This window comes from Actinoplanes auranticolor (assembly GCF_018332655.1).
Lineage (GTDB): Bacteria > Actinomycetota > Actinomycetes > Mycobacteriales > Micromonosporaceae > Actinoplanes > Actinoplanes auranticolor.
This window is the reverse complement of sequence record NZ_BOQL01000084.1, coordinates 72,406-90,546: the sequence shown is the minus strand read 5'-3', so window position 1 is coordinate 90,546 and position 18,141 is coordinate 72,406. Positions and strand designations below refer to the sequence as shown.

The 18,141-nt window shown below is 67.9% G+C and carries 6 protein-coding genes; all 6 read right to left on the bottom strand.

Annotation, left to right across the window (positions count from 1 at the left end):
• Positions 1-48: 48 nt before the first annotated feature.
• The 6 genes from Aau02nite_RS43360 to Aau02nite_RS43335 all read right to left on the bottom strand — a co-directional run bounded on the left by Aau02nite_RS43360 (position 49) and on the right by Aau02nite_RS43335 (position 17,933).
• Complete coding sequence (locus tag Aau02nite_RS43360; RefSeq protein ID WP_212994514.1) at positions 49-2,187, bottom strand: UvrD-helicase domain-containing protein; 2,139 nt, start codon at positions 2,185-2,187, stop codon at positions 49-51.
• A complete protein-coding gene (locus tag Aau02nite_RS43355) occupies positions 2,187-8,567 on the bottom strand; it encodes a DEAD/DEAH box helicase (RefSeq protein ID WP_212994513.1) in 6,381 nt (2,126 codons plus the stop codon). Before Aau02nite_RS43355 ends, Aau02nite_RS43360 begins: the two co-directional genes overlap by 1 nt.
• Positions 8,564-13,285, bottom strand: coding sequence for a class I SAM-dependent DNA methyltransferase (locus Aau02nite_RS43350; RefSeq protein ID WP_212994512.1), 4,722 nt, complete (start codon positions 13,283-13,285; stop codon positions 8,564-8,566). Before Aau02nite_RS43350 ends, Aau02nite_RS43355 begins: the two co-directional genes overlap by 4 nt.
• Positions 13,282-16,149: a helicase-related protein gene (locus Aau02nite_RS43345; RefSeq protein WP_212994511.1), complete on the bottom strand. Its 2,868-nt coding sequence runs from the start codon at positions 16,147-16,149 to the stop codon at positions 13,282-13,284. Before Aau02nite_RS43345 ends, Aau02nite_RS43350 begins: the two co-directional genes overlap by 4 nt.
• A gap of 147 nt (positions 16,150-16,296) precedes the next feature.
• Entirely contained in the window at positions 16,297-17,421 is a 1,125-nt protein-coding gene (locus tag Aau02nite_RS43340; protein ID WP_212994510.1) for a hypothetical protein, read from the bottom strand.
• A complete protein-coding gene (locus Aau02nite_RS43335; protein ID WP_212994509.1) occupies positions 17,418-17,933 on the bottom strand; it encodes a DUF4365 domain-containing protein in 516 nt (171 codons plus the stop codon). Before Aau02nite_RS43335 ends, Aau02nite_RS43340 begins: the two co-directional genes overlap by 4 nt.
• Positions 17,934-18,141 lie beyond the last annotated feature (208 nt).

Here is an 18,141-nt window from a genome sequence, read left to right as displayed (position 1 = left end):
TAGTCGAGGCTGTGGCTGCTCGGTGAGCGGGCAACGAGCTCGCCAGCACTATCGCCGCTGGATCACGACGAGTTCATCTCGAGCACGAGTGGCGGCTACGTATACCAATGACCGAGCGCGCAGTTCGGCGTCGTGTCGTTCGATTTCGTCCAGGCCGTCGAGCCTGGCCTTCTCCGCAGCCGACTGGAAGCCGACGTCGGCGAGGACGACCTTGGCGAATTCCATGCCCTTGGCCCGATGCATGGTCATCACGAGCACCCGGCCCTCCGCCGGCCTGTCACGGTCTACCGCTCGAGCCTGCACGCCGCGCTCGTTGAGTGCGTTGACCACTCGTTCACGCTGGAACTTGTCGTGCACCAGGACGGCGATCGTCTCGGGTGCCGCGCCGCCGTCGAGCCAGGAGCGGACGCGACCCGCGATCGTGTCGAGTTCGGTGACAAGCGACTCCACGGCCTCTACCGCCGGTGTCGGCCCCGATCGAGCGGAGCGGTAGCCGGTGGCTTCCGCCTGCTCTTCAAGGTCGACGTAGTCGCCGCCGTCAAGCACCGCCATCGCGTAGCGAAGGTTCTGCGCGGTGGTGCGGTAGTTCAGGGTGAGCCGCTGCGAGCGGCCCACAATCTTGATGCCGTACCGGCCCAGGACGGTCCGGTTGCCGTAGATGCGCTGGTGAGAATCCTCCGCGATAAACAGGTCGTCGTCGCTTTCGACGACCAGGGCGCGCAGCATTTGCCAGTGCGCCGGCGACAGATCTTGGCCTTCGTCGACGAGCACATGGTCGGCTTGGCCGCCGGTGGTGGCGAGGTGAGCGGCGGCGATGGCGGCTGCCTCTGCGAAGTCGAGGGTGCCGTCGACGCGGCCCTGGGCTCTGTACGCCGCGATCAGCGCCCACACGCTGTCCCGCTTTGTGCGGTCCAGGGCGACACCGCGACTGGGCCGCCGGACGCGGCGGTATTCGCTTTCGTTCTTCACCCGGTTGGGCAGGACGACGAGAGCGTATTCGGCGCTCAGGAAGGTCTCGTTGGCGATCTCTGAGGGCAGCTTCGACGACGACGCTTCGATGACCTCTCGCCACCGGCCGTTCGGAGTGCGCCCGGTGGGCGTGGACCGGGCATCGCCCAGGACGCTCTGGACGGCATCGGCGATGCCGGTTCCGGCGGAGCGGATGACTGCGGCGGCCAAGGCGTCGACCCCGGTCACGTATACGCCGGGCTGGTTGAGGGAGGTCGCCTGCGGAACCGTCGGATCGAGCTGGGCGAGGCCGTCGCGCAGAGCGTCGGCCAGGTTTGTGGTGAACGTCGTCAGCACGATCCGAGCGTCAGGCTGCTCGCGAGCCAGCACGCGAGCCCGGTGAATGAGCACGACGGTCTTGCCGGTGCCGGCGCCCCCGGAGAGCCGGAACGGGCCCTTGTACCGGCGCACGGCGTAGCGGCGCTGCTCAGGGTGCAGGAACACCCGCCAGGAACCGAAGTCGCCCTTTTCGATGACACGCCGAAGTTCCTCCTGGCCGTCGATGAACGCGAACTGTGCCTGGGCGGCGGGCTGCTTGAGCGAGCGCAACAGGTCGGCGTCTTCGTCGCCGGTCTGTTCGGGCGCCTCGAGTTGCAGCCGCTCGGCGATGGTGTCGATCGAGTCCGGCGTGGCCAAGTCGACCAGGATCATCCCGAGCCAGCCCTCATGTTGTTGGGCGAGGTCGAGGATCGCGTCCTCGTCCGGCGCCGCCAGTGCCAAGTCGGCGACGTCGGCGGGGACGCCGAGCCGGTCGACGAGGTCGCCGCGTGTGCGCCCGAGCTGGCTCAGCAGAGGCTCGGCCGGCGAAATGGACGCGACAGCAGGGTATGCGGCCGGTTCCGCGCGCTCGAACTCTGCCTGCTCGATCTGGGGCAGCCCGTTGATCGGGTTGACATTGAGACGGACCCGGGTGGCGACGGCGATGGCGTCGTCGTGGGGCCAGACGCCGTGGATGACGTAGTGGCTCTCCCCGGCACCGTCGAGCCGGAACATCACAGCGCGCCAGAACTGGTCGACGCGGCCGGTACGCACGCGTGAGTCGGCCGCGCCGGCGATCGGTTCGACGTGCAGACCGGGGGTGGTGTCGTCGGCGGAGAGTTTCTGCAGGAAGGTCATTGCCTTGGCCTTGACCGAGCCGTCGATCTTGACAGGCCACTTGGTCATGATGATCGTCGGCATCAGCTCTCCCCGCGGTCGATGGTGCCGGTCAGCGCCGCGACGATGGCGTCAGGTTTCGGCTGCACCACGTGCCAGCCGGCGGAGCTAAGGTCCGCTCGGTCCTCGTCGGGCATGTCGTACAGGTCGACCGCGACGTGCACGCGCGGCCAGCAGATGTCCATCGGGATGCCCTGGGGGCCTTCCACGCCGATCTGCGGTGCTTCGAGGCCGCCGTGGACGGCGAGGAGCCGGATCAGGTCGCGTTCGGCGCCGGGCGCGGCCGACTCGTACGCGGATGCCCAGCTCTCGTCCGCTCCGTCAGGGAGCCCGTCGGAGGTGGCCGGTTCTGGTGCGGCCGCCGCCGTAGCCGGGCTCCCCACTCGGCTGGAGGTCGTGATGGTGGTGGGCCAATCGCGCAGGGACATGGCGTTGGACAGTTGCAGCCATAACCGCCAGGCGTCGGCGTGTGCGGCGTCGAGGGCCTGTTCCCGGTCGTCGAGCACGAGCGCGGCGTGCACGGCGGTTTTGGTCGGTTCGACGATGACGGCGAGGGCACCGAACTGCCGTACCAGGACGGTCCGGTTGCCGGGTGGCAGTTCTTCGGCGAGCAGCGTGGCCCGCCCTACTGCGGCGAGGCTGATGCCGTCGGCGCAGGTGCGGCGGGACTTGCCGTCGACCAGGAACATCGGCACGGCCCGCGCGACGATCCCGAGGGCTGCTGGGTTGGGCGCGGACACCCAGGCGAGCAGCCAGGAGATCGGGCCGGCCCGTAGCCCCTCGTACGCGCTGGGCGCGGTCTGGAACGGTGCCTGCTTGATCAGCCTGGCGACGGTGGCCTCGGAGAACCAGGCCGGGGCGGCAGATGTTTGCTGCTCCGCGGCGGCGATGTCGGCTGCAGTCACCGCCAGGACGATACGGCCGGTGTCACGCAGGATCTGTCGTTTCTCGGCGTCGTCGGCGAGCCGGTTGCGGGACGCGACGGCGTGGAAGGCGTGCCCGTCGGTGAAGACCGCGACGGCCGGCACGGAGGTGTCGTTGGATTCCAGCATGAAGTCGGGGCGGGAGTTCTCAACGTTGACCTGCGGGGTGAGAGTCCATTGGCGGTGGTCGCCAGGCAGGGTGAAGCGCAGGGCGTTGCCCCACGGTTTCGGCACCTCCGTGGTGGCTGCTCCGATCGCGGTAAGCCGCTGCGTGATCAGCTTGCGGAAGCGTTGTTCCAGGTGCGATTCGGGGCTGTCCTGCGGTGGGGTGGTGACGATCGTCCACGGCGGGCCGTCGGCGGTGTCGGCATCCTCGTTTAGGCCGAGCAGGTGGGCGAGGTGCCGTTCGGCTGAGGCGCGGGACGTGCGGCGCAGCAGGGTGGGCGGGGTGAACGGCAGCAGGCAGCGGTGGCAGGCAAGGCGTTCCTCATGGCGGCATTCGCAGTCGTGCACCCGCTGCCAGGCGAGCGTGAGCAGGTCGCGGAGCTGTTTCGGGGTGGCCAGGTCGGCGAGGTATCCGGTGCCGCCGGGCACCACGTCATGCAGCAGCAGGGCGTCGTGGTTGTCGGTGCCGTCGCTGAGGGTGGGGTCGACGACGTGCTCGACCCGCAGGTGGTCGGGGTGCCCGCCGATCTGTTCGCGCAGCCCGAGCAGGACGGCCGCGGCCAGGCTCGGCACGGCGAAGTCGTCGCCGAGGGTGACCGCGTACGGCAGGCGTAGCAGCAGTCCTTGGGTGCGCAGGGTGCGGGAGAGGGCGACGGCGACGGTGTTCTCCGCATCCGATTTGCGGTACGGGCACCAGGCGCGGTGTTCGTGGGGGCGGTTACGGCCGGAGTCGGTGTCGAGTTTGCCGCAGCCGCTGCACACCCGGAACAGTGCGCCGGTGCGTTCGTCGGCCGAGATGATCCGCGATGTGCCGTGACCGGGGACACCGAGGTTCAGCCAGCGCAGGTCCATGGTGCGCAGGTAGGTGCAGCCCAGTCCCGTGTTCTCGGCGAACCACTTGTCGCCCGCGATGCCGGCCGGGTCGATGTCGGCCGCCGAGATGAGCTGGAACGGGATGTGGTCGCGCTGGTCACGCCGGTCGGAGATCTTCACCTCGTCACGGCGCACCTCGGCCGAGACGTGCGACAGTTCGACGACATCGAGGCGCTGACCGGTGTCGGCGATGCCGGTGCTGCCGCACCGCGGGCATTTGGCTATCTGCTGTTCCTGACCGGTGGCGGCGATGTCAGCCGCGTATCCACAGGCAGGGCAGAACACCCAAGGTCGGATGGATTCGCCGTCGATGCCGAGGTCGATCGCGTCGACGGCGATCTCCCAGCCGCGGGCGTAGAAGGTGGCGCCGGGCGCGAACTCACGGATGGCCTGCGCCGAGCCGCGCTGGAACTGGGCGCTGTCGCTCTCGAACTCGCCGGAGTCGGGGTTGGTCCAGCTGATCCCGACGGCGAGGGTGACGGTGTCGTCGAGCAGGGTGTAGTTGGGCAGCAGCCCGTGCTCCTCCAGCACGCTGATCCAGTATTCGCCGCGCAGATGCCCGAGTTGCCCACCGATCAGCTTGCGGGTGGTCTTGGCTGACCGCAGGGCGCGCTTGTCGTCGTCGGTGGCGGCCGGCGACGCGGCTTGGGTCTCCAGTTCGGGCAACACTTTGTTGATCTCGGTCTGCCGGCGCTTGAGCGTTTCGACGGTCTGCTGCCAGCGGCGACTGGCCGCGTGCACGTGCCCGGCGAACATGCTGGTACCGGCTCCGGCGCCCGGGTTGACCCAGTCGGTGAGCGCGGCGACGGTGGCCTCGGGCAGCGATCGGAAGGTGTCGGTGAACCGGCGCACCGCGGCGGCGCCACCTGCCTCGGCGGCGGCGATGAGTTCGCCGAGAAACGAGTCCGGTTCGCTAGCTCCGATGGCCTTGCTCGCGCTGGTCGGATGGGTGTGCAGCGGGTCGCGGGCCATGCCGTCGACGAGGCAGGCGGTGAACTGACGGCGCAGGATCTCCTCGGCGCTCAGATAGGTTGCCGGCGGGCGGACCTCACCGTTGATAACCGACAGCGGGTCGCCGAGCTTGGGTAGTTGGTCGCCGCGCCCGGTGAGATAGGCCAGGTTGAGGGCGTTGCCGGTGAGCCGCCCGGCCCGCCCGACCCGTTGCAGGTAGGACGCGACGGTGCGGGGCAGCGACGAGAGCAGGACGGTGGACAGGTCGCCAATGTCGATACCCATTTCCAGGGTGGGGGTGGCGACCAGCACGTTGGGTGCCTGCGGCTCGGTCGAGGACTTCTTGAAACCGTCCTCGTAGCTCAGCCGGGTGGCGTCGTCGAGCAGGCTGGTGTGCTCGCGCGCGACGATCCGGCGCATGTCCGTGGAGGCGTAGAGCCGGCGGTAGAAATTGTCGGCCAGCGCCTCGCGGGTCAGCCGGCCGTGGCAGCGCACCAGCATGCACGGCGCGCCGTCGAGCTGGTCGACGGTGGTGCGGCTGCCCGGTACCAGCGCCCGGCAGGTGTCGCAGGCCAGCAGGTGCCGTCTGGCGGCGAGGTCGTCGAGCCCGGCCGGGGCGACCACAACACCGGACGGCGGGATCGCGTAGACGGTGGCGCCGCTCTGGCTGGTGACGGTGGTGAGGACACCGTCACGGGCGAGCCGGTCCAGCAGCAGCCGGGTGAGCCGCCCGCCGTCAGCGGGGCTGACCGACAGCGCCCGCGAGGTCCAGCGCGCGAACCAGGACTGCGCCGAGGTGACCGCGTCCAGGTCGCTGTCGCGCACCGGGTTGGTCGAGCCGCCGACGCGTGGATAGCTGGGTGCCGGGCGCGTGTTGGGGAACGCGGGCATGCCCTCGCCCCGAGGGCGCCCGCCCCAGATGGACCAGCGGTTGCCGTCCTCCTGCCGGAAGGTGGTGAACCAGGGATGGTCGATGGCGCCCTGCGCCCGCATCCGGTCCAGTACACCGCGTACCCATTGCACGAGCGTCTCGTCGGCCGGTTCCGCATTGTCCGGCCCGAGCGGGTTCTGCACGGCGAACCCGGTCAGCACGGTCCGGGCCGCGGCGGCCATCCGGGCCGGCTGGCCGGCCTCCACCTCGACGGTGGCGGCCCCGGTCAGTTCGAGGGTCCGGCCGGTTCGCGAGTTCATCCCGAACTCCAGCGCCACATCGAGCGCGAGCCGTTTCCGGACCCGCGACATCACCCGGGCAGGCACCCCGCGCAGTGTCTTCGACTTCCAGAACGGGGTGAACGACTCCCGGTCGACGCAGTCGGGTCCGAGCAGCCGGTAGCGCTGGAAGTCGTTCTCACCGGTGCGCCGGATCGCGTCCTCGACCAGCGCGTCCAGGGTGAGGCTGCCGGGGGCGATCGCGGCGTTGAGTGCCGCCCGCAGGGTCAGCGTGTGCGAGCGGGCTTCCACAAAACCGGCCCGGTGCGCGGCGTCCTGCACCGAGTCGGTGAAAACCAGGGCCTTCTTCTCCCGTACGTCCAGGGACGCTGAGCCGAACAACGTGGACAGTGACACCGACAGCAGGGTGGCGATGGCGCTGCCGAGGAAGCGGATGCCGTCCGGCTGGGCGCAGGACGGGCAGGTGTCGTGCCGCGCGTCCTCGTCGGCGTCGCGTCCGGCGCTGGTGAGCACCGGCAGGATCCACCCGTCGCGCAGGTCGGGGTCGTCGTCGCCCGGGGCGGCGGTGAGCAGTTCCCGGCCGCGTACCGAAAACCAGGCCAGCCCGTCGGGGTACGCGGCCCCGTCGTAGGCGGCGTTGGCTTCGGCCGGCGCGTAGAGCAAGGCTCGGAAACGGCCTTCGCGGGTGGCGTGGTTGCGCCGGATGGTCTCGTCGTCGACGGCGAGACCAGTGCCCACCGGGGCGAGAGCGACACCCCACCCGGACCGGCCGCAGAAGCGGCAGTAGACGGCCGGGAACGACGGCCGGATGTCCTCGGTGTCGCCACCGGCCACCGGCGGACCGTCGTCGCCCCACCGGAACCGGGCGGTGGTGTCGGCGGCCCGGTCGATGCGGGTGAGTTCACGCACCCACAGGTGCACGTCGACGGCGAGCGCGTCACGGCCGGCGACTGCCCGGATGTGTCCGAGGGCCGCCACCACGGCGGTGATCGCCCGCGACCAGTCGGTGTCGAAACCGCCCGCTGCGAGGCTGGAGGTGCGCCGGTCGGCCTGATTCGCGATCCTGCGGACCAGGTCGTCGACGCTGACCGCGTCGGTGGTCTCGTAGGCGAGCTCCTGCACCAACGGGTGCGCCTTCGCCAGGGCAAGCAGCAGGTCCGGCCCGGCCGCAGCGAGCCGGTCCCGGTCACCGGACCAGAGCAGACCGACAACGGTACGGGCGAGAGCGGCGCCGTCCGGGTCGGCACCGAGCGCGTCAACGGCCGCACGTACCTCCTCGGCCCGGAACTCGTCCGCGACGGCGAATCCAGCCTCGGCTACGACGGTTTCCGCGTCGCCCACCCACTCAGCAAGGTCCTGCCGGGACTCAGTCACTACGGCGTCGGCGGGGAACGGCTCGCCGAATACGGTCTCGGCGAAACCCAGCATTGCGGCCGGGTCACCCTTGTCCCCGAGGGTCGCCGACGTCGCCACCGGCGTGATCAACCCGAGCGGCCGGGACCAGGCCTCCTCGGTAACGGCCGGGTCGCCGTCGCGCCAATGGCTCTTCAGGGCCAGGCCGAGACGCCGCAACAGCATCGCCACGTCGGTGCCCTGCGCGCCGTCGTAGGTGTGGAACTCGTCGAGCACCAGGTAACGCAGGCTGGTCGCGGACTGCCGCCACAGGTCTTGGTCCTCGTGGCGCAGCAGCAACTGGTCGAGCATCTTGTAGTTGGTGAGCAGAATGTCGGGGGCGGTGTCGCGGATGACCCCACGGTCGGTGATCAACCCGTCCGCGGTGACCATGGTCCGCGGCTTGTCCTTCTGCCCGGTGTAGAGCGCCGCTGTGATTGCCGCCAGCTCCGGATGGCCGGCGATCAGCCCGGCGAGGCGAGCCGCCTGGTCGTTGGCGAGCGCATTCATCGGGTACAGGATCAGCGCCTTGATCCCGGAGACACCCTCCAGCCGGGCCCGGCGCACATGGTCCAGGATCGGATACAGGAACGCCTCGGTCTTGCCCGAGCCGGTGCCGGTGGTAACCAGCGTCGGCTGCGGGCGCCGCCCGCCCAGCGAGGTCAGCCGGGCGAACGCGGCGGCCTGATGACCGTACGGGGCAGGGCCCGCATACCAGTCGAGGTGCTGCCGCCAACCCGGCTCAGCCGGGCGGAACGGCAGCCGCAGGCGGACGTATGGTCCCTTGAACATGCCGGTGACCGGGTCGGACAGGAACTGGTCGAGGCCGTCGCGGGCGTCCGCCTCGGTCAACGCGAACGTCGTCGTCAGGTAGTCGACGAGGCTGTGCCGGACGTTGGCCGCCTGGACGGTCGGCAGCAGCTCAGTCACTGACGCCCCCGCAGCCGCTGCTCGAAGACCGCATACGCCTGGCGCATGTCCGCCTCCCGATCCAGGGTGACGAACGGCAGCTCATAGGTGTAGGTGTTGCCGGCCTGATTGGTGGCGGTGCGCTCCTCGGCGGTGATCCGGTCGCCCTTCCTGCGCCAGACGGCGAGCACCGAGTTGGGGACGAGCCGACCGTTCATGTCATAGGTGTACTCGTGTTTGTCGTAGCCATATAGAACAGGAAATTGCGTACGATAGATAGTGCACAGCTCATCCGCGGTCACGCCGAGTAGTAGCGCAACAAGGGCGTCTACCTCCAACAGGGCTTGGCGGCGATCGGCGGCAACTCGGAGCGGCGTATGCCCCGTCCACTCAGAAGTAACCGCACCAAGGTGCCGACGTTTTGAATGGGCGAATCCACTAGTCCACTCGTCTGAAGAGAAATCGGCAGAGTAGGAGGAACTCCACAAGTCGGCGTATGCATCGGTTATACAATTAAGCCGAAGTACGCGAAGTGCGAGCGCGCTCGCAAGTGTACTCGACGGCGACGCCCACGGGATGCGCATTATCGCATTTGCGCTGATTGCACTCTTGGGGACGCATCTGACGACGAAATCGGCTATAAGTGAACCCATCGTTCCCTGAACTGCCACGATCAGCCGAGTATCTCCGCCGACACTCCCAAGCACCTGGATTGCGTGTACGTGGGCAGCACCAGGTGGGATTACGGCTGGCATAAGAGTCCGCTCGCCCGTATTGGCAGCCATTGTTCGCCAGGCCACTCGATAAAAGCTTCGAGCCGGGAAACGACCTTTAGTGTCGCCCCAGTGGTGATAGTCGCGTTCGTATCTTTGACGGTCGCCCATAGGTTTATAGATGGTCGCCGGGACTGAGTCGGAGTCAAATCCTTCCAGGTCCACGGCGGACCAGTCGTCCTTATTCTTCATCGATTCGTTGGGCACCTTGTAGATGGGGGTACCGACGAAAATATGCGAACCCTGAAGTATGACGTCGCGCCACGACGAAGGCGCACCCCAATCTATCTTGAAGTATCCCTTCTTGCGATGCGTGTTTTCCCGCCATCCGTCCGAATAACTAAAGTCCAGGTCTCCTACTCGACGCAACGTCGATAGCTTCTCGAGGACCATCGCTGACGCTGTATTAACTGTGTATGCCATGCGAGTGTTAAGTACGGGACTACTAGAGCTTTCTGCGATTGCGTGCCAAGTACGAAGTGTCTCGAAGGTAGCCTCTGCAATCCGACTGCGGTGTGGGCGAAGATCCCAGTTGCCGCCAGGGTCCTTCAACCCCGGCTCCGGCCCGGAGCCGTCATGCGTCAATGACCTCAGCACCGTGTCGGGATGGTAGAGCGAAACTGCATGTGCGAACCGCGGTTTAACCAGAGGCGCACCGTATACATTAACACTGAAATGCTTTTGGTGCTGGATCTCGAAGAGCTTCAACTCGTTGATAAATTCCCAATGTCTCCGAAGTCTCGGGTATGTCGCAGCGCGGAACAGGCCGGCACCGTCGTCAGTAAAATGGCTGTCGAGGTGTATCAGGCCAGCAGTTCCGCGCAAACTAGCCGATCGCCAAGCATGCAATATAAAGCAGCGGTAGAGGTCCGCCTGCAGACCATCAAGTTCAGGGTAACGAACGGCTGCGCCAACGAATTCCGCAGTCGCCTTGACGTCAGCCACGCCATCGATAACGAGGTTCTTGATTCCCTTTATTCCTAACGTTGAGCCGCGGCGCGACTCTCGCTGCTCTTCAGATGGCTTAACTGCCAGCTGCCACCACGGATCACCCTCAGCCATCAACGCATCGACGTTTATGATTGGACGCACCCAGGGCGGATTACCAACCTGGAGGTCGAAGCCGCTGCGGGCGAACACCGTCGCGAAGTCCAGTTGCCAGTGGAAGAAGCCTTGCCGCTGGGCGATAAGCTCGCACACCACCAGCCACGGGTGCTCGCGCAGCACGGTCTCAATCGGCTTGGCTCCGGCGAAGCCAATCTCCACCCGTTCTGCCTCGTTGAGTTCGTCCCAGCTCATCCCTGTGCTCAGGATCGTCCCGGCAGCTTTGCGTTTGCGCAGTTCTGGGTTGCGACCCAGCAGTGCCTGCAGCCCGGCGATCCACTGCGCGACCGTCGGCGGCGTGACCACAGCGCCGTCAACGGTGGCGGACTCGTCGGTGAGCGGCCAGAACCACAGCGCTGTCCACGCGTCCATCGCGCGGCGCAGCCGCCGGTAGGCGCCCTCCTCGTCGGCGAGGGCCGCCTCGATCTCCTCGCGTTGCACTGCCCCGCCGACCGGCAGCTCCCCCGCTTCCCACACCGGGATGCGGCGGTGGATCTGCTTCTCGGCGATGTCCAGGCGGCGGTAGGCGATCTGCCACAACGACTCCACGCGGTGCGCCAGTTCGGCGTACGCGTCGACGGTTTGCTTTGTGGGTTTGGCCTTGGTGCTGCCTCGCCAGGTCTTGAGCTTCTTCGCCGCGTCCGGCGCGAGTGCTGCGGCCTCCTTAGCGTCGGCGGCTGAGCCCCAGCCGTCGGCGGGCAGCAGAAAGTGGTGGATGCCGTCGGTGGCGACTCGCTCGGCTTCGATGTCTTCGACCAGCGCGGTCAAGGGCACCTCGTCCGGCACCGCGGCCAGCCATGACTTGTCGGTGACCTGGCTGCGGCGGTAGACGGCCCGGCGGGCGCCGATCAGGGAGTTGCCGCGGCGCAGGTGCAGACCGAACCAGGGCGCCGACAGGCCCTGGACCATCGTGTCGAGCCAGAGGGTGATCTCGGCGAGTTCGACGGCGGTGCCGTTGAGGTCGACGCCGTACACGTTGTGCAAAGCGAGGTAGGCCTTCACCTCTTGCAGGCGTTTCGGGTAGTCGTCCGGGTCGATGCGTTTGCCCTCGGCAGCCAACTCCTCCTGGCGGCGCTTCAGGTATTGCTCGGCGAGCTGCCGGACCGCCTCGATGGCGAACGCGCCCGACCCGAGTGCGGGTTCGCAGATCGTCATGCCGAGGATGTCGGCGGCCGGTGTGCGCTCGCCGTTCTGGTCGAGCAGTTCCTCCAGGGCTTGCCCGACGGTGAACTTCGTCAGCACCTCGGGGGTGTAGTAGGACGCCGACTGCTGGCGTTCGCGGCCGGCCAGCCGGAACACGAACGAGCCCTGCGGGTGCAGCACCGGCCGCAGCTCACCGGTCACCTTGTCGGCCAGCTTCACAAAGTCGGCGGCGTCGATGCCGTCTGCCCGGTCCACCGGCACCACCCAGGAGCCCTTGCTGCCGTCACCGCCCTTGGCGACCTCGTACAGGTCGGTCTCGGCGAAGAAGCCCGTGTACGACATCAGCCCTTCGTAGACCGCGCCGAGCTGGTTGATGCCCAGTTCCGCGTACGAGATGAAGCCTCGGTCCTTGCCCCGCCGCTCCTTGCTCAGCAGCAGGTGGGTGAGGATCTCCTGCAGGGTGGCATTGCCGAGGCCGACCGCGTCGATGTGCGCGGTGGCGCTGGGCCGGAACAGGTCGGCGCGCAGCGGGTTGAAGGTGAGTCCCGGCGCGGACAGCGACTCCTCGTCGTCCGGCTCGTCGCTCTGGTGACCCTTGTCGACCAGCCGGAACAGCACGCCCAGCGATTCGTAGAGGTGGGTTCCGGTTCGGGCCCGTGGGGTGGCCAGCTCGACCTGGACGAGTTCGCGCAGCCGGTCCAGGCTGTAGCCGCGGTCGTATTCGGGCGCGCCAACCGGCAGTACGCCCAGCTCGGGCGACGCTTCTGCGTACAGCAGGAAGAGAATGCGATAGAGAAAGCGCAGCGCCTGCTTGGCCAGCGGCTGGGCCTCGGCGGCGGGCAGCGGTTCCAGGCCGCGGGCGCGGCGGCGGGCGACGACATCATTCGCGATGATCTCGATTGAGAGGCGTACGCCCTCGCGAAGGTCCTTGGAGACGCCGACGGTGTGTTTGATCGAGTCTTCGAGGACGCTGCTCCACCACAGGTTGCCGTCGGGGTCCGGGGCGATCGACGCCGCGGACAGGCAGGTCAAGGCGCGGTCGATCTCGCCGCCGCGTCGGGTGTCGTTGCGTTCGCAGATCAGTTGGAGGTCGATGGCGAGGTAGCGGCCCTCGGCCCAGCGTTCCCGTTCGGCCAGCACCGCCCACCGGCCGGCCAGGATGAGCACCAGGTCGGCGGCGTCGTCCTCGACGAACAGGGCGGACGTCAGTCGTGCGGCGGAGGTCAGTTCGTCGCCGTCGTCGTCCAGGCGCACCGGTGCGGCCAGCGTCGGGCCGTCCTTGGCGAGGATGTCCTCGACCGTGGCGACCGGCTGGGCGAGCACCACGACCAGCGGCGCCCGGTCGGTGATGCCGGGCGCCGACACGCGCAGGATCGGCCCGTCCGCGCTGACGACCAGGCCGTGCTCGCGAAGTTCCAGGATGTCGACGATGCGCTGATAGATCGAGGCGACCGCGGCGGCGACGGTCTGCGGGTCGGTGGCGCCGAGGTCGGCCTCCACGTCGGTCAGCTCGCTGAGCTTGGCGAGGTCGGCTTCCAGCTCCTGCCGGGCTTCGGTGAACCGGCTGCGCGGGGTGGGCCGGCGCTCGGCGGCCTCCGCGTCCCAGGTCTTGCGGCGTTCCAGCACCCGGGCGCGGAACGACTCCTTCGTCGCGTCGGTGGTGAAGTAGTGCTCGGAGATCCAGCCCTCACCGACCAGGATCGCGTCGGACACGCTCATTGGGGCACCTCCCGGGTGGGTACGACCACCAGCAGCGGGCGGACCAGTTGCCGGTCTGGGTTCATGTCGGCGACCAGCTTCTGCTCCTGTCCGATGCTGACCCGGCGTTGCTTCAGGTCACGGCGTTGGACGAGTGCGTCGGCGTCGTGCTGCCACTGGGCGAGGCGGTGCGACCACTGCTCGACCCGGTGCGCGACGTCCTTCTCGGCCGCGGCGAACAGGTCACGCATCTGTGCGCGGGCGTGATGCACGGCCGGGGCGATGAATCGGCTCAACGCGTCGGGGTCGGGCACCGAGCCTGGGTTGGCCCGCGCGGTGTCGAAGCCCAATGCGGCCAGCGCGGCGGCGGCCGACGGGTGCGGCGTGACCGGGGCGAACGCCGGGTCGTCGGGTGCCGGGAACTCGACCGTCAGCCACGCTGCTGAGACGACCTGCCCGCGCCGGTTGGTGAGCGTGCCCAGCAGCAGCACGGTCAGGTTGTCGACGTCACCGCGAACCGCGAACACCTGGTTACGGCCCAGCCCGGCCAGGGCCCGGTCCGAGGCCCAGTCCAGCACCGGGTGCAGCGGGCTCAGGTAGTGCGCGTCCGGCCAGCTGGACCCGGTGTCGTCGCGCAGCGCCTGCTCCATCCGGTCCTTGCCGCGCGCGAAGGTGGTCGCCAGAACGAGCTTGTCGGTGACCCGGCGGTCGGAGAGATAGCTCTGCGGCAAGACGTCGAGACGTTGCACCAGGTCGGGTGGCGGGGTCAGCTCGGCGGTGCCGAAGGCCGAATCACGGCGCCAGGCGACGCCGTTGTTGCTCAATGGCTTGGTCGGGTCGACGAAAGCTGCGTGTAACGCCTCGTCGAGGTAGGAGACCTCGTCGGGGTAGAGCCCGGACCCGGCAATCACGGTCGTCTCGGGCAGTGGCGCGTCGTTCGCGTCGTCGGCGTCGACGATGCCGAAGAACATCGCCGACAGGTCGTCGCCGGTCAGCACCTCGTCCGGCGTCCGCACTACCTCGTCGAGATCCCGCTGCCCGGCCAGGACGGCCCGGATGGCGTCCTCCTCGCCCTTCACGTCGTACTGGCCCATCAGGGAAGCCACGTCGCCGAGCGCGCGGTGCGCCTCGTTCTCCTTGTCGACCAGCTTCGCCAGGATGCGGATGTCGCCGGCGAACCGGTCGCCGTCCGGTTCCAGCAGTAGAGCGGTGATCCGGGGCGGGTGCTGCTGGCCATACCGGTCGATGCGGCCGTTGCGCTGCTCGATGCGGATCAGGCTCCACGGGATGTCGTAGTGGATCAGCTCGTGGCACTGGGCGTGCAGGTTGACCCCTTCGGAGGCGACGTCGCCGGTGACCAGGACCCGGACCGGAGCGTGTTCCTGCTTGAACGCGTCGACGGTGCGCTGCTGCTCGTCGTCGGGTAGGCCGCCGTGCATGATCGCGACCGCTTCGGCGGGCATTCCGAGGTCGGCCGGCAGGTGTTTGTGCAGCCAGGCGAGGGTGGCGACGCGTTCGGCGAACACCACCGCCCGCATCGGCGAGCCGGAGGCGACGCCGATCTCCCGGAGCCGCTCGACCAGCCGGGTGTATTTGGCCGAGCCCGCCGTCAGCGCCGCCGTGTTGAGGTCGGCCAGCCGGTCCAGTGCCGCTCGTTCGAGGTTCGCTGCTGGGTCGTGCGGGAGACGTCCCAGACGCTGTCGGACGGTCTCGGCGAGCGCGGCCGGTGACGACAGGAAGGCCTTGGCGAGCGTCCATGGGAACAGCGACGCGTTCTGCCCGGAGTAGGGGGTGCGCTTGTCGGGCGGCCACAGCCACACGTCCTGGAGTTCGCGGGCGACCGCGTTCTCTGCCGGGCTTGCGGGCACCAGCACGTTCTCCGGTTCTCGCCGTTCTGCCCAGTCGGCGCCGACGACGCCGGCCACCTCGTCGCTGTGCCGGTGGCGTCGGATCACCAACCGGTCGATCTCGGCGGCCACCAGGTCGCCGCCGGGAGGGATCGCGGACGGGTCGAGCAGCCGGACGAGCTCGGCGAAGGACTCCTTGCGGCCGTTGTGCGGGGTCGCCGATGCCAGGATCAGCGTCTCGGCATTTCGTGACAGCATGCGGGCCAGCTTGTTGTTCTGCGTGGACGCGTTGGCCAGGTTGTGCGATTCGTCGATGACGACCGCGTCCCAGCGCTGCTTTTTCAGGCCGGCCGCGTACCGCTCTGATTTCAGTGTGTCGATCGAGATGATCGCGCGCCGGAAATAGGTGAACGGGTTGCGGTTCGCCGGGAGTTTCTGCCGTACTCGTTGGATGCCGGCGGAGTCGAGCCGGACGAACGGCAGCGCGAATCGCGACCATAATTCCTGCTGTATCTGTTCGAGCACGTGGCGGGGCGTCACGATGAGGATCCGCTCGCCTCGGCCTCGGCGGACCAGCTCCGACAGGATCATGCCGATTTCCAGGGTCTTGCCGAGCCCGACCGCGTCGGCCAGCAGGATCCGGGGACGCAGGTTGTCCGGGTCGAGGGCCTTGCGCACGGCGGTCTGCTGGTAGCTCAACGGTGTCGCCAGGGCCTGCGTGGCGACGGTGAGCGAGCGGTCGGCGAGCGGGACGGCGGTCTTGCGGTAGGTGGACTCCAGCCAGAGGCGGGCCTTGCGGTAACGCGGGCTGTCGTCTGCCACCACGCTCGCGGCTGCCGGGTCGAGGGGTTCGATGCGGTCGAGGGAGGCGTAGAAACTGGCCGTGGTGTCGCGCACCAATTCGCCCAAGCCGCGGACGTGTACGAGAAGTCCGTCCGCGGTCTCCTCCGCGCTCTGCACCAGCCATTCCTCATCCCGGACGACCACGACCGAGCCCGGAGCCAATTCGAGCAGCGCCTCAGCAGGGGCTTTTTCCACGGTCGTCCCACTCTCCCGTCGGGCCGCTACGGCATCGTTGATCCTATGTAGATCAACAACGGATGAGACCATCCATCCAGCCTCCTATATGGATCTTCAGGTTGCCATGAATCTGCGGATGGTGGAACCGCCGCAGGCCAAGCCCGATCAGGCTTCGGTGGCGCCGCCCAAGACCTCAACTCGGGAAACGCGCTCGATACGCCCGCGCACGGCCGTCCCGGTGACCCGTACGTGCTGCCGCCGCCCGTGCGCGTCGACAAGCCGTTGATAGAGGGCGTCCGGCAGCATGACCCGAACGGACCGTTCCGAGGAGCCGTACACGGTGTGGATCGGACCCCGCACTGTTGCCTGGCCGCCCTCGCCGATGTCCCGCCGGAGCTTGCTGACCTGCCCCTCAACGGTTACTTCCCCGTCCGGAACTGCCACCTTGAGCTGCTCTGCCGCCGTGTGGAGAGCCTCGATCCGCCGAGTGCTGAAGCGGAACGACCGAGCCGGCACGGATGACGGCAGATCACGCGCCCAGTTGAACCGTACGTCGTACGGCACACCGTCCCGGCCGAGCTTGGCCAGCGCGTCACAGACGTTCGCCGACACGCCCTCACTGGTTCGGCGTAGGAACAATTCGAGATCGAACTCGCGCAGCGCCTCGCCCGAGGCTGCGAAACACGCTCGCACGGCGCGATGCATCTGCAGCGTCACTTGACGGGCGAGTGGCGGGGCGGCATCCGCGTCCACGCGCGGCACTGCGAGTTGCGCTGCGATCGCCCAGCTTCCGGCGCGTGGGGTGCCCAATCGCACGGTGCGGGCGAAGTCGAGCGCGCTCTCCGGCCGACGTCCTTGCACCAGCATCGGTTGGTCGATCGTCAGGGCATATGCGGACGACACGACCAGCTCTCGCACGCCCGCGAGCGCGTCCACCGCGTTGAACAGCGGAATCGTTCCGGAGGGACCGCTCGGGAGTAGCCGGAAGGAAAGGGTGTCCGCTCCGCCGCTTTCAAGATCGTCGAGGAGTAGCCGGATCGGACGTTCTTCGACGGCCGCCACGGTGGTGAGGAAGTCGGAGACGCGGCTCGCGTAGTCACGCAACGCGCGATCCCCGGGGACTAGCACCTGGAAGTCGCCGTCGTCCTCGCGCCGCGTCCACAAGGTCGCACGTTCGAGACGTTGCTCCGGTGCCCAGCCGGTGGAAGATAGGTATTGGCTCAATGTCTCGGGCATCAGGGCGGTGGCGGCACGAAGCTCATCGTCACCTACCAGAACGTGCGGCGTCATGACGCGGGTGCCTGTTGCGCTGGGACGTCGCCGAGAAGCGACCGCAGGCCGTTGACGGTCAACAGGTTGCGCTTGGGCACGTGAACCGTGATGTGGCGCTGTGCAGCCGGGTCGATAACCGGTGCATCGCGCAGCGACGCCCAGTACCCACAGTGGCTGAGCCGCATAGATGTCTCGTCCACGTGTGCGTAGTGATCAGTATCTGACGGAACGATGATCAGGAAGAGGTAACGCGACACCGCGAACCCCTCACCGGCGAGATTGTTGTAGTGGTTCACGTTCATGGGGTAGTGCCAGTGCAAGTCGGTCCCCTTGGGACTGGACCAGGACTTGACCTGCGCCTCGATCTTCGGGAAGCGGACCGTGCCACGAACTCCCGGAAAGTCGATGGAGAAGTCGACGCCCGTATGGTCGACGTCCTGCTGACCGGCGATCAGGCCAGCGGCGCTGGCCAGGACCCGCACGAAACTCTCGCCGAAATATCCTTGATAGTTGTACTTGCCGTAACTCATCCACCTTGCCCCAGGGCCATACTCGACGCGCTCCGTGGGCGTAAACATACTTCTTGTCACCGTCGCGGAGAACCCTCGTGCCGCCGTGACTCCCCATCTATCGGAGGTTCGGCTACCCCAAGCTGGCAGCGTTGGCCGGGCCGGTCGTCAAGCCGACACCATCGACGTCTGGCGTTCCCGCAGCGGAACGAGGAATATCGCCGCGTGC

Bases quoted from the DNA above. Each gene is read 5' to 3' on its own strand.
- Aau02nite_RS43360 (WP_212994514.1), bottom strand. From the start codon at position 2,187: ATGCCGACGATCATCATGACCAAGTGGCCTGTCAAGATCGACGGCTCG.
- Aau02nite_RS43350 (WP_212994512.1), bottom strand. From the start codon at position 13,285: ATGAGCGTGTCCGACGCGATCCTGGTCGGTGAGGGCTGGATCTCCGAG.
- Aau02nite_RS43340 (WP_212994510.1), bottom strand. From the start codon at position 17,421: ATGACGCCGCACGTTCTGGTAGGTGACGATGAGCTTCGTGCCGCCACC.
- Aau02nite_RS43335 (WP_212994509.1), bottom strand. From the start codon at position 17,933: ATGAGTTACGGCAAGTACAACTATCAAGGATATTTCGGCGAGAGTTTC.